Genomic DNA, 12,216 nt, shown 5'->3' with positions numbered 1-12,216 from the left:
CACTATGTACAATCCCTCCCTCCGTCGAGAAGCCCGTTACGAGCCGGCGGCAGTTTTGCCCGTTACCCGTGAGCAGTCCCTAATTGACTGGCTAGAAAGTAATAATCGTTTGATTTATCGGGAAATTGAAGAAGGTACCACCAGCAATATGAGTGACGAAGATGTGGACATTGCTGAGTTGATGGATGGGGATGATAATCTCTATGGCGATGACGGCAGTGACGATATGGACGAAGACTAAGCCTGGAAGGGTCAGTTGTTTTATTAGAAAAAATTCCACCATGGTAAATGCACCAATTGGCATCATCGGCGGCAGCGGCCTCTATCAAATGGAAGCCCTCAAAAATGTTGAGGAGGTAACCCTTGATACTCCCTTTGGCGCTCCCTCGGACAGTTTCATTGTGGGGGAATTGGCCGGGGTGCGGGTGGCCTTTTTAGCCCGCCATGGTCGGGGACATCACCTTTTGCCCAGTGAGATTCCTTTTCGAGCCAATATCCATGGCATGAAACAGTTGGGGGTGAAATATTTAATTTCTGCGTCAGCGGTGGGTTCTTTGCAGGCAGAAGCAAAACCTTTGGATATGGTCGTTCCGGATCAATTCATTGACCGCACCCGCCAGCGAATCTCCACTTTTTTTGGCGAGGGGATTGTGGCCCACATTGGTTTTGGTAATCCGATTTGCCCTCAGTTAGCCCAGTGTCTCTCTACGGCGATCGCCGGTTTGGAGTTGGAAGGGGTGACGCTCCACGATCGGGGAACCTATGTGTCCATGGAAGGACCAGCCTTTTCCACCATTGCGGAATCGAATTTGTATCGCAGTTGGGGCGGTACTGTCATTGGTATGACCAATTTGCCGGAGGCCAAGCTAGCTAGGGAAGCGGAAATTGCCTACGCCACTTTGGCCCTGGTGACGGACTATGACTGCTGGCACCCAGACCATGACCATGTGACGGTGGAAATGGTGATTGGTAATCTGCAAAAAAATGCGGTCAATGCCCAACAGGTGATCCTGGAAACGGTCAAACAATTGGCGGCCAATCCCTTTGAATCCATTGCCCACAGAGCTTTACAGTATGCGGTGCTAACTCCCCCGGACAAGTTTCCTGCCGCCACCTACGAAAAGTTATCTTTGCTTTTGGGCAAGTATTATCCCCCTGCCCCATGAACCTCCGGTTTGAATCTGGTCGTGCTTTTTTCCGAGCCGGTAAAATGGGGGAATTGACCTTTCACTCGTCTGACTTTTGCCCATGCATCCGGTTGTTAGTTCCGCTGAATATCGTCAACGTCGCGATCGCCTAATGGCCAAGCTAGGCCAGGGGACGGCCATTTTTGCCAGTGCGCCCCAGGCGGTGATGCACAACGATGTGGAATACGTATTTCGTCAAGATAGTGATTTTTATTACCTGACGGGCTTCAATGAACCGGAGGCGATCGCCGTTTTTGCGCCCCACCACGAAGAACATCAATTTATTCTATTTGTGCAACCCAAGGATCCAGCCAAGGAAACCTGGACGGGCATTCGCTACGGTGTGGAGGGGGTTCAATCCAGCTTTGGGTCGGACATTGCCTATCCCATTGGGGAATTGGATGAGCATTTACCGAAATATCTGGAAAAGGCAGATAAAATCCATTACCACCTCGGTCGAGATGAAGCGTTAAATCAAACCATCCTCAAGCACTGGCAAAAACAATTGGCCGCCTATCCCCGCCAAGGCTATGGTCCCCAAGCTTTAGTGAATTCCCATCCCTTGGTGCATCCCCTCCGGCAAGTTAAAAGTGAAACTGAATTAGCCTTGTTGCGGCGGGCCTGTGACCTGTCGGCGATCGCCCATCAACGGGCCATGGAATTTGCTCGACCGGGACATTACGAATATCAAGTGCAGGCGGAATTGGAAATTATTTTTCGGCGGGAAGGGGGCCTGGGGCCGGCTTATCCTTCCATTGTGGCGGCAGGAAAAAATGCCTGTATTTTGCACTACATCAACAATGACTGCCCTTTGCAAGATGGGGATTTACTACTCATCGATGCAGGTTGTGCCTACGGTTACTATAACGGTGACATCACCCGTACCTTTCCCATCAACGGTAAATTTAGTCCCGAACAACGCACCCTCTACGAAATTGTTCTAACTGCCCAGGAAGCGGCGATCGCCAAGGTACAGGCGGGCAATCCCTACCACGAATACCATGATGCGGCAGTGTCCGTGATTGTGGATGGTCTGATGGATTTGGGTCTACTGGTGGGAAATAAGGAGGAAATTATCAAAGAAGAAAAATATAAGCCCTTCTATATGCATCGCACCGGCCATTGGCTGGGGCTAGATGTCCACGATGCCGGCAATTACAAACAGGATAAGGAAACCTGGACGGTGTTGGAGCCAGGGCAAGTGCTCACCGTAGAACCGGGTATTTACATCGCCCCCGATATTAAACCCGCCGAAGGACAGCCGGAAGTGCCGGAACAATGGCGAGGTATTGGCATTCGCATTGAGGATGACGTATTGGTCACTGCCCAAGGCCCCGATGTGTTAACCAGTGCCGTGCCCAAGGCGATCGCCGATTTAGAACATTGATGGGCTAAACCCTGTAAATCTGCTCAAAGTCCCGGCCCGGAAGGGATTCCGGCGGCTGACTCAGGATTCTGACTGAACTCCCTTCTGTGATCAATTTCCAGAGCAAAAAAATCTCCCCAGGTTTGTTTTAACCGTAATGGGGAGATGGATCTTATCTTGGAACCTTGCCAGAGGTTTTGCCAAGAAACAATTATTGATTGGGCTATTAGCTTAGTTATTGCCCATGGTGGAGTTTTCAATCACTTTATCGATCAAGCCGTACTCCTTTGCTTCTGCCGCTGATAGGAAATAGTCCCGGTCGGTATCCTTGGCAATTTTTTCCACAGTTTGGCCGGTACGTTGGGCCATAATTTCGTTCAACTGTTGACGAATGCGGAGAATTTCCCTGGCTTCAATGTCAATGTCCGTTGCTTGACGGCGGCCAGTACCGCCCATGGGTTGGTGGATCATAATCCGGGCATGGGGCAGGGCTAACCGTTTTCCTGGTGCCCCGGAGGCTAACAAAAACGCCCCCATGGATGCGGCCAAACCAACGCAAATGGTGATCACTTCTGCCTTGATATATTGCATGGTGTCGTAAATGGCCATACCCGCAGTTACTGAACCACCAGGGGAATTGATATAGAGATAAATCGGCTTACTCGGATCATCGGAATCCAGGTATAACAAAAATGCCACAATCCGATTGGCGATCGAATCATTCACCTCTTGGCCAAGGAAAATAATCCGCTCTTGGCTCAGCCGAGTATAAATATCAATCCACCGTTCATACTGACTGCCGGGAAGACGAAACGGAACACTGGGAACACCTATAGGCATGGGTTTCTACGCTTAAATTTGGGAAGGGAATTTGGCTACATTAAAAAGGTCGGGATTTGACCTAAGGGGGCTTGGTTGGCAGGAAAGAATGGAAACTAACTAAATCACTGCCATTGGTTTAGGCAATTCCGCTGGACTTTCTAACACCCGGTCAATCAGTCCATACTCCTTGGCCTGGGCAGGGGTGAGGTAAAAGGTTCGGTCCATGTCTTTAGCTAACTTTTCCTGGGTTTGGCCAGTGTTGAGGGAAAGAATTTCCAGCATAGTCTGTTTGTTGGAAATCACTTCTTTGGCCCGAATTTGGATATCCGTTGCCTGACCCTGGGCTCCGGTGCGGTTTTGGTTGAGGACAATGGTGGCGTGGGGCAGACTAGCACGGTAACCCTTAGTGCCAGAGGAAAGAATCATGGCGGCGGTGCCCATGGCTTGACCAATGCAAATGGTATGCACTGGGGGCTTGATGTAGTTGAGGGTGTCGCAAATGGCGAAGGCTTCGGTCTCAAAACCCACTGCATCGCCGGTGTACCAGGAAGTGCCAGTGGAGTTGATATAAAAATAGATTGGTTTATCGGGATCGTCGAATTGGAGATAGAGCAGTTGGGCAATAATCAACTGGGTCACATCAATGCCGACCTGTTGCTTGACCTCGTCGGAGGAGAAAAGCGGCATTCCCAAGTAAACGATGCGCTCTTTAAGCAGAAGTGATTCAAGATCCGGCGGCGGCGTTTTGAAAGCCATGTCGCCATAGTAGGAGGATTGAACCGCAGTTATTTCCATGCTGTCAGGTTGGGGTCGATGGATAAAAAGGCGAAACCAGAGGAATGCCTTATTTGCCCGTGGATATTGGTTACGATCATTTTCCTTTAAGTTTAACCTTCTCTGCAAGTTTCCCTAGGGCAAAGCGGCCCCCCAGAACGTAATTTCGTCGCCCTTCTCTTGTTCCTGATCGCGAGTTCCCAAGCGTCCCCCGGCAAGGAACCCCCAATGACTAAGCCGTGGTCAAAATTGGCCAGTAATGGTCACAAAAAACGTCGACCTCCTAAGTAATGGTGGCGATCGCCCTGTTGCTTCATGCATTGATCAAAGCAAGTTGTCACAAGCAATCAGAAGAAAGCAGAGCGCTAATACTTTTTTTGTGACGCCCTACTCTCTTCACAACTACAGCGGCAAAAATTGAATTAACCTAACTGATCAAAGATGGCAAACATGGGTAGATACATGGAAAGCAAAATTGTCCCGACCATACCGGCAATCAGCACCATCATAGCTGGTTCTATAATACTAGTCAACGCTTTGACGGTTTGTTCTACTTCGTCTTCATAGAAGTCCGCCACTTTCATCATCATGGCATCCAGTTCCCCCGTTTCTTCCCCAATACTAATCATTTGAATCGCCAAAGAGGGGAAAACCTTACTTTGTTGCAGAGCCAAACTCATCATGCCCCCCTGTTGAATTTCACTAATAGCCCCGGCGATCGCATCGGAAATCACTTTATTGGGCACAGTATTACAAACAATTTCCAAAGACTGAATAATGGGAACCCCCGAACGGGTAAGGGTGCCAAATACCCGGCAAAACCTAGCTACAGCGGTTTTTTCATTCAGGGGACCAAACAAAGGTAGTTTCAACATCACCGCATCGACTTGTCGCCGCCCAGCATAGGTTCCGTAATATTTTTTGAATAGAAAAACGGCAACCACAATAACAATTACGGGGATGACGGCCATTGGACTTCTTAAAAAGTTACTTAGGCCGACCATAAATTTGGTTAAAGCGGGCAGTTCTCCCCCCAGGTCATCAAAAATTCCCGCAAAGACAGGGATGAGGAAGATGGTCATACCGAGAAAAGCCACCACCGCCAAGAAACCTACTGCCACCGGATAAGCCATGGCGGATTTAATTTGGTTTTGCAGACGGGCCATGTCTTCCAGCAGTTTGGAAAGTCGGTTGAGAACTTCGTCTAAAACCCCCCCCGTTTCCCCTGCTTCCACCATGCTGACGTAGAGGTCATCAAAACATTCGGGATATTTGCCCATGGCTTCAGAAAGGTTAGTGCCCTGTTGAACTTCCCCACTAATACCCGTTAATGCCCTTTTCAGTTTGGGATTAGGACATTGTTCCGACAGCACCCCCAAACAACGAACGATCGCCACGCCAGCGTTGATCATGACGGAAAACTGTCGGGAGAAAACCGCTTTGTCCTTGACACTAACGTTGTTAAGTAAATTTTCCAGGAATTCGAGGTTTATTTCCCCTCCGGCTGGCTTAATGGGGCCGATCGCCGCGTATTGTTGGCGGAGGATGGTACGAGCCTGTTCTGGACTCATGGCTTCCACCTTGGCTTTGGTGGTTTTACCTTTACGATCTTTAACTTGAGCGACAAACGTAGCCATGGTTAATTGTCTCCGTCACAATTTTACGAGCTTAATAGTTTGGGGTCAGATGATTAGGGGGATTGCACCGAAAAACTTATGTTAATCGGTATATTTCCGTATGCTAACGACGTTTAGCGGCAACCTGGGGGGTCATGCCACCGATTAAGCGCTGTAGCTCGTCCGGCTTACCACTCTTAGCTAAACCTTCTTCCAGGGAAATTACCCCCGACACCACCAACGTGGCCAGGCCCTGTTCCATGGTCTGCATACCTAGTTTTGCTCCGGTTTGAATGGCGGAATAAATCTGGGCCGCTTTGCCTTCCCGAATTAGGTTGGCGATCGCCGGGGTAATGACCATAATTTCCTGCACTAGGGCCCGGCCAAACTCCCCGGGTTTGGGGGACTTTTTCTTGACTAAGTTTTGGGCAAATACCGCTAGTAAAGAGTTGGATAACATGGCTCTAATTTGGGCCTGTTGGTTAGCCGGAAACACATCCAACATCCGGTCAATGGTGCCCGCTGCTGAGTTGGTGTGGAGAGTGCCAAAAACCAAGTGTCCGGTTTCTGCCGCAGTGATGGCAAGGGCAATGGTTTCCAAATCCCGCAATTCTCCCACCAGTACAATGTCCGGATCTTCCCGTAACGCTGCCCGCAGAGCATTGGAGAAACTTTTCGTATCTTCCCCCCGTTGCCGCTGGTGAAAAAGACTGCGCACGTTGGGAAACACATACTCGATCGGATCTTCGATGGTGAGAATATGTTCGGCCCTGGTGCGGTTAATTAAGTCTAAAATTGCTGCCAAAGTGGTGGTTTTACCGGAGCCAGTTTGTCCCGTCACTAGAATTAGTCCCCGGGGGCGTTCCGCCATTTCCCGCACAATGTTGGGCAGTCCCAATTGTTCAAAGTTGGGAATTTTAGAAGAAAGGGCCCGTAAACAGGCGGCATAACAACCCCGTTCTTTGTAAACGTTAATCCGGAAACGAGCTAAACCTTTCACGCCATAGGAACAGTCCAATTCCCAATTTTGTTCTAGTTCTTTCCGTTGGGAATTGTTCAGCATGCTGAAGATTAACTTTTGGCTTTCCTGGGGAGTTAAAACTTCCTCGTTAATCGGTTCTAATTTGCCGCTCACCCGGAAATAAACCGGTGCCCCCGCTTGAATGTGCATATCGGAGCCGCCCATTTCCACCAACTGCTCCATGAGGTCTTCGATCATGTATTCCAAAGCCATGACTTTAATGCTCCTATAAGTTCTGAACCCACAGCCAAAGCAAGCACAGGGGCTAACAAAAGTTTAATGCCACTTTCCTCTATTTGTCCGGCGATCGCCACAAATGGTCACAATTTATCAATTCCTTGGACTTCTTTGCCCAAATTTGCCAACTTGCTGGGGGTTTTTACGGAGAAAAAATGGACTGAAGACAACTGGCACAGGGACGATTGGAATCGGCCACCCCAAAGGTGGGTTTTGTAAACTTATTTGTTACTTTGTTAAGGTAAAGCAATATTACTGGGCTTTTCTAGGTCACTTGGCCTGGCTAAAACTAAATTCTAAGGCTGGTATTGACTTTCCTTCCTGTCCTAGCCCGCTAATTCGGTACTATTCTTCCCTCGCATCGTTTTTATGAACAAGTACATCCCCCACCAACGTCTGCGACGGCAACTTTCCCTGCTAGGTTTATTAAGTTTTTCCCTGATGGGTTGCAGCGATCTCTGGGAACAAAATGTCAAAGCCCAAACGGAGAATACTGAATCAAACCAGGCGATCGCCGTGGATGTGGCCCTAGCTCGACCCCAAGCATTGACCAAGGAGTTGGAATATACGGGCACCACAGCCCCAGTGCGGGAAGCCTCCATCAAAGCCCAGATTGAAGGACGACTGCAAAGGCTACCAGTGGATGTGGGCGATCGGGTCAGGGGAGAAGAAATATTGGCGGAAATTGAAGATGATTTATTACTGGGGGCGGTAGACCAGGCCAAAGCGGAGAAAATGGCCCAACGTTCGGAAGTTTTAACTGCCCAAAGTCAGGTGGGGGATGCCCAAATTCGGGTAGAACAGGCCCGTTTGCAACTGCAACAGGCCCAGGCGGACATTATCCGTTTGGAAACTTCCCTCAACGCCCGCATTGAACAAGCCCGGCTGGAAGTAGATCAAACCCAGGCCGATGCTGCTCGCTTCCGACTATTAGCCGAAGAGGGAGCTGGCGGTGCCCAACAGGCGGAACAGGCAGAAACCAGAGCCCGTCAAGCCAAGGAAATTTTGCGTAACGAACAGGCCAGCGCTAGCCAACAATTAAGCCAAGCTAAAACAGCGGCCAAAACTGCGTCCCAAATCCTCAACTCGGCGATCGCCCAGGTGCAGATCGAACAGCAGAGGGTGGGGGCGGCCACCGCCCAGATGAATGCCCAGCGAGCTTCCATTGAACAGGCCCAAACTAGGCAACAGTACGCCACCGTCAGAGCACCATTTCCGGGGCGGGTGTTACGACGATTAAGTGAACCAGGCAATTTAGTGCAGCCGGGGACGGAAATTTTGCAACTGGGGGATTTTCGTCAGTTAGAAATTGACGTGCAGGTATCGGAGTTGCAACTGGCCCAAATTGCCCTACAGCAAAAGGTCAACGTCAAGCTAGATGCGTTTCCTGGCCAGACTTTTACGGGCGTGGTAACCCGCATTTCCCCCCAGGCTGACGTTAATTCTCGCCTTGTGCCGGTGGAAATAACCATGGATAATCCTGGTGAAAAAATTGGCGCTGGGCTGTTGGCCAGGGTCAGTTTTGATGCCAGTGCAGATACCAATGTGGTAGTTCCAGAATCTGCCATTGTCGATGAAGATGCCATTTTTGTGGTGACCAAAGCAGGGGAAAAAGACGTGCTGGAACGGCGATCGGTTACCCTGGGGCAAACTGCCAACGGGAAGGTGGAAATTGTGGCAGGCTTAGCTCCCCAGGAACGTTTTGTGGTCCGCAGTAGTAGACCGCTACAACCGGATAGTCAAATTCGTCTCAGCGTTTTATCAGAAAAATAGCAGGAACAATAGTGTTAATGGAGACTGTTAAGTTTTTGTTCGTTTTAGCTCCACTGGAACTGTTCAAATAAATCGATTAAACCTCTCCGACATTTTCCCAGTCAAAAGACTCGAATCCTCGAACCATTGAAATTTTTCCTTTCCCCAGGAATTATTGCCTCCTCTGTTCCCCATCCCCCCAGCCCCTATGTCCTCCCCCAACTCCGTTTTTAGTCTGAGTGGCCTGGCCATCCGTCGGCACATTGCCACCCTTATGCTCACCCTGGCCATTATTGTGTTGGGGGTTTTCGCTGTTTTTTCCCTGCCGGTGGATCTGTTGCCTTCCATCACCTATCCCCGCATTGGCGTGCGACTAGATGCTCCAGGGGTATCTCCGGAAGTGGCGGTGGACGAAATTACCAGACCCTTGGAAGCGGCCCTGTCAGCCACGGAAGGGGTGGTGCAGGTTTACTCTCAAACCAGGGAGGGGCAAATTAGCCTGGATTTGTTTTTCGAGCCGGGGGGCAATATTGACCAAGCGTTGAATGACGCCACCGCTACCTTTAACCGGGCCCGCAACCAGTTGCCGGATGATCTGGAAACCCCCCGGTTATTTAAGTTTGATCCTTCCCAGTTGCCGGTGTATGAATTTGCCGTTACCTCCCCGGAGTTGTCGGGGCCATCGTTGCGGGTATTTGCAGAAGAGGAGTTAGCACGGGAATTGGGAGTGGTGCCGGGGGTGGCATCGGTGAATGTGTCGGGGGCAGCCCAGGAAGAAGTCCGGATCAATGTGGATTTACAACGACTACAGCGGTCGGGGGTGAGTTTGACCCAGGTATTGGATGCTTTACAGAGCCGAAATGTGGATATTTCCGGGGGCAGAATTGTTGGTACGGAGTCGGAACCTTTAACCCGTACAGTGGGTAGATTTGCTTCAGCCCAGGAAATTGAGGATTTAGTGGTGGGCACAGTGTCTGGTCTGGAGGATCAATCGGCCCAAAAAGTTTATCTGCGGGATGTGGCCACTGTTATTGACGGTACAGAGGAAGAACGGATTTTTGTGACCCTCAACGGTAATCCGGCGGTAAAAGTGAGTGTGCAGAAACAACCGGAGGCTAACACCATTGAAGTAGTGGATGGGGTTAAAAAACGTTTGGAGGAGTTACGCACAGAAGGCATTATTCCCCAGGCGGCGGAATTAACCCCTACCTTAGATGATTCAGTTTTTATCCGTAACTCGGTCAATAACGTTGTTGTTTCGGGGTTAATTGGTACGGTCCTGGCGGCGATCGCCGTTTTGTTATTTCTCGGTTCTTTGCGACAGACGTTAATTATTGTGTTGGCTATTCCCTTGGCCACCATGGCGGCCATCATTGTCATGAAGGCCTTTGGTTTATCCTTGAACGTTTTTAGTTTGGGGGGCTTGGCCCTGGGGGTGGGCATTGTGGTGGATAACTCCATCGTCATGTTGGAAACCATTGCGGAAGGGGCGGGCATGACCCCCGGCAAAGTTAATCCCCTCCCACTAACTAAAGGGGAAATGCGCAACCAGGCGATCGCCAGTAGTCAAACGGTGGAATCGGCACTGGTGGCTTCCACTAGCACTAACTTGGTGGCGGTATTGCCATTTTTGATGATTGGTGGCTTCATTGCCCTGATTTTTAATGAATTAATTTTGACCATCAGTTTTGCGGTGGCGGCTTCCATCCTGGTGGCAGTGACCCTAGTGCCCATGGCCGCTTCCCGTTTATTGGCCATTCGCCGCCGGAGTGGTTTGGGTAATTGGTTATTTTTTCGGGAATTTAACCGACGTTTTGCAGGGGCCACGGCGGCCTACGCCCGTTTTTTATCCATCCTGATCCGACATCGATTGGTGGCGGTGGCTTCTATTTTCATTGTTTTTGGTGGCAGTAGTTTGTGGATGATCGGACAGATTCCCCAGGAAATTTTGCCCCGCATCAATACGGGTCAAGCCAGTATGTTTGCCCAGTTCCCCCCCGGCACTCCCTTAGAGGAAAACCAACGCTTAATGGCGATCGTGGATGACATCCTCATCAATCAGCCGGAAACCGAATACGCTTTCACCACGGTGGGGGGGTTTCTCTTTGGCAGTAACGTTAATGCTAATGCTCTGCGCAGTTCCAGCACCATTACCCTAAAACCCAATACCGATGTGGAGGCATTCACCGAACGGGTGACGGCGGAATTGGAAGCGCTGAACTTGGTGGATATTCGTCTGCGGATGGCACCGGGACAGTTGCGGGGTCTGATTTTGAGCAATTCCCCCCTACGTAACGTAGATGTGGATGTGGTTTTGCAGGGGAATGATGCCGATGTGTTAGATGAAGCGGGGCGGGCAGTGTTGGCGGAATTAGGAGAAAAAGTTACATTGGCCCGTTTTCGTCCCGATGCCGATCCCCGTCAACCGGAAGTGCAGATTCGTCCCGATTGGCAAAGGGCGACGGAATTAGGTTTAACCACCCAAGCCATTGGGCAGACAGTCCAAACTGCTTTAGACGGTGCTGTGCCCACCCAGTTGCAACGGGAAAATCGCCTGGTGGATGTGCGAGTGAAATTGGACAATGATTTGCTCTCTGGCCCTGGGGATTTGGCACAAATTCCCCTCTTTATTGATGGCGATCGCCCGATCCGTTTGGGGGATGTGGCCACCATTGACCAAGGTCGGGCACCGGGGGAAATTCAACGCATTAACCAACGGCCGGTGTTTTTAATTGCTGGTACGTTAGTGGAAGGGGCTAGTTTGAGTGAAGCTCTCACAGAAGTTGACCAAGTTTTATCCGCCATGGAGTTTCCCCCCGGGGTGTCTCGACTGCCCAGTACAGCGGCGGCGAGCAATGAACAGTTACAGTCTTCCCTGGTGATTTTAGGGGGCTTGGCGGCGTTTCTCGTCTTTGTGGTTATGGCGGTGCAATACAATTCTCTCCTCGATCCTCTGGTAATTATGTTCACCCTACCTTTGGCTTTGGCTGGAGGCATTTTGGGTTTATACGTTACCCAAACGGCGATCGGTGCCACGGTAATTGTTGGTACAGTACTCCTGGTGGGGATTGTGGTCAACAACGCCATCATCATGGTGGAGTTAGCTAACCAAATCTGGGCCGAAGAAGGCATCAGTCGAGAAGCAGCTATCTTACGGGCAGCCCCCCAACGCTTACGACCGATTTTGATGACCACCATTACCACCGTGCTGGGCATGTTTCCCCTCGCCCTGGGCATTGGACAAGGATCAGAATTGCTCCAACCTTTGGGCATTGTGGTGTTTTCCGGTCTTTCCCTCGCTACCTTACTAACCCTATTTTTAATTCCCTGCTTGTACGTGTTGCTACACCAATGGGAAGGGGTTGATATAGAAAAAGTCAAAACCGATTTGGAATCCCGCTTAACCGAAGAAGATGTACCAACAAAAATCCAATAATCGTT

General features: G+C 50.2%; 9 protein-coding genes. 5 read left to right on the top strand and 4 right to left on the bottom strand.

Annotation, left to right across the window (positions count from 1 at the left end):
• Positions 1 to 4: 4 nt before the first annotated feature.
• From SYNPCCP_RS10415 to SYNPCCP_RS10405, 3 genes are all read left to right on the top strand, one after another.
• Positions 5 to 241 (top strand): DUF3134 domain-containing protein, encoded by a 237-nt coding sequence (locus tag SYNPCCP_RS10415; RefSeq protein ID WP_010873194.1) that lies wholly within the window; start codon positions 5 to 7, stop codon positions 239 to 241.
• Positions 186 to 1,166 carry an S-methyl-5'-thioadenosine phosphorylase gene (locus tag SYNPCCP_RS10410; protein ID WP_010873193.1) on the top strand — a complete coding sequence of 327 codons (981 nt, stop codon included), beginning with the start codon at positions 186 to 188 and terminating at the stop codon, positions 1,164 to 1,166. The genes SYNPCCP_RS10415 and SYNPCCP_RS10410 overlap by 56 nt, the downstream gene beginning before the upstream one ends.
• An 82-nt stretch (positions 1,167 to 1,248) precedes the next feature.
• Positions 1,249 to 2,574, top strand: coding sequence for an aminopeptidase P N-terminal domain-containing protein (locus tag SYNPCCP_RS10405; protein WP_010873192.1), 1,326 nt, complete (start codon positions 1,249 to 1,251; stop codon positions 2,572 to 2,574).
• Positions 2,575 to 2,784: 210 nt separating this feature from the next.
• Here SYNPCCP_RS10405 and SYNPCCP_RS10400 read toward each other — a convergent pair whose 3' ends face one another.
• The 4 genes from SYNPCCP_RS10400 to SYNPCCP_RS10385 form a co-directional block, all read right to left on the bottom strand.
• Positions 2,785 to 3,393 (bottom strand): ATP-dependent Clp protease proteolytic subunit, encoded by a 609-nt coding sequence (locus SYNPCCP_RS10400; protein WP_010873191.1) that lies wholly within the window; start codon positions 3,391 to 3,393, stop codon positions 2,785 to 2,787.
• A gap of 99 nt (positions 3,394 to 3,492) precedes the next feature.
• A complete protein-coding gene (locus SYNPCCP_RS10395) occupies positions 3,493 to 4,170 on the bottom strand; it encodes an ATP-dependent Clp protease proteolytic subunit (RefSeq protein ID WP_010873190.1) in 678 nt (225 codons plus the stop codon).
• Positions 4,171 to 4,571: 401 nt separating this feature from the next.
• Positions 4,572 to 5,786 carry a type II secretion system F family protein gene (locus SYNPCCP_RS10390; RefSeq protein WP_014407124.1) on the bottom strand — a complete coding sequence of 405 codons (1,215 nt, stop codon included), beginning with the start codon at positions 5,784 to 5,786 and terminating at the stop codon, positions 4,572 to 4,574.
• A gap of 103 nt (positions 5,787 to 5,889) precedes the next feature.
• The gene (locus tag SYNPCCP_RS10385; RefSeq protein WP_010873187.1) at positions 5,890 to 6,999 is read right to left on the bottom strand and encodes a type IV pilus twitching motility protein PilT; all 1,110 of its coding nucleotides are present in this window, start codon (positions 6,997 to 6,999) and stop codon (positions 5,890 to 5,892) included.
• 393 nt (positions 7,000 to 7,392) lie between these two features.
• Here SYNPCCP_RS10385 and SYNPCCP_RS10380 point away from each other — a divergent pair, with 393 nt between their 5' ends.
• Both SYNPCCP_RS10380 and SYNPCCP_RS10375 read left to right on the top strand, forming a co-directional pair.
• Positions 7,393 to 8,796, top strand: coding sequence for an efflux RND transporter periplasmic adaptor subunit (locus SYNPCCP_RS10380; RefSeq protein ID WP_010873186.1), 1,404 nt, complete (start codon positions 7,393 to 7,395; stop codon positions 8,794 to 8,796).
• Between the two features lie 187 nt (positions 8,797 to 8,983).
• The gene (locus SYNPCCP_RS10375) at positions 8,984 to 12,211 is read left to right on the top strand and encodes an efflux RND transporter permease subunit (protein ID WP_010873185.1); all 3,228 of its coding nucleotides are present in this window, start codon (positions 8,984 to 8,986) and stop codon (positions 12,209 to 12,211) included.
• Positions 12,212 to 12,216 lie beyond the last annotated feature (5 nt).

Origin of the sequence: Synechocystis sp. PCC 6803 substr. PCC-P (genome assembly GCF_000284455.1) — a bacterium.
In the GTDB taxonomy this organism is placed as follows: Bacteria; Cyanobacteriota; Cyanobacteriia; order Cyanobacteriales; family Microcystaceae; genus Synechocystis.
Note: the sequence above shows the minus strand (reverse complement) of the source record. Positions and strands in the feature narration are given on the sequence as shown.

What these genes read in the sequence shown, in the direction of transcription:
- SYNPCCP_RS10415 (WP_010873194.1), top strand. Translation starts at nt 5, where the DNA reads ATGTACAATCCCTCCCTCCGTCGAGAAGCCCGTTACGAGCCGGCGGCA.
- SYNPCCP_RS10410 (WP_010873193.1), top strand. Translation starts at nt 186, where the DNA reads ATGGGGATGATAATCTCTATGGCGATGACGGCAGTGACGATATGGACG.
- SYNPCCP_RS10405 (WP_010873192.1), top strand. Translation starts at nt 1,249, where the DNA reads ATGCATCCGGTTGTTAGTTCCGCTGAATATCGTCAACGTCGCGATCGC.
- SYNPCCP_RS10400 (WP_010873191.1), bottom strand. Translation starts at nt 3,393, where the DNA reads ATGCCTATAGGTGTTCCCAGTGTTCCGTTTCGTCTTCCCGGCAGTCAG.
- SYNPCCP_RS10395 (WP_010873190.1), bottom strand. Translation starts at nt 4,170, where the DNA reads ATGGAAATAACTGCGGTTCAATCCTCCTACTATGGCGACATGGCTTTC.
- SYNPCCP_RS10390 (WP_014407124.1), bottom strand. Translation starts at nt 5,786, where the DNA reads ATGGCTACGTTTGTCGCTCAAGTTAAAGATCGTAAAGGTAAAACCACC.
- SYNPCCP_RS10385 (WP_010873187.1), bottom strand. Translation starts at nt 6,999, where the DNA reads ATGGCTTTGGAATACATGATCGAAGACCTCATGGAGCAGTTGGTGGAA.
- SYNPCCP_RS10380 (WP_010873186.1), top strand. Translation starts at nt 7,393, where the DNA reads ATGAACAAGTACATCCCCCACCAACGTCTGCGACGGCAACTTTCCCTG.
- SYNPCCP_RS10375 (WP_010873185.1), top strand. Translation starts at nt 8,984, where the DNA reads ATGTCCTCCCCCAACTCCGTTTTTAGTCTGAGTGGCCTGGCCATCCGT.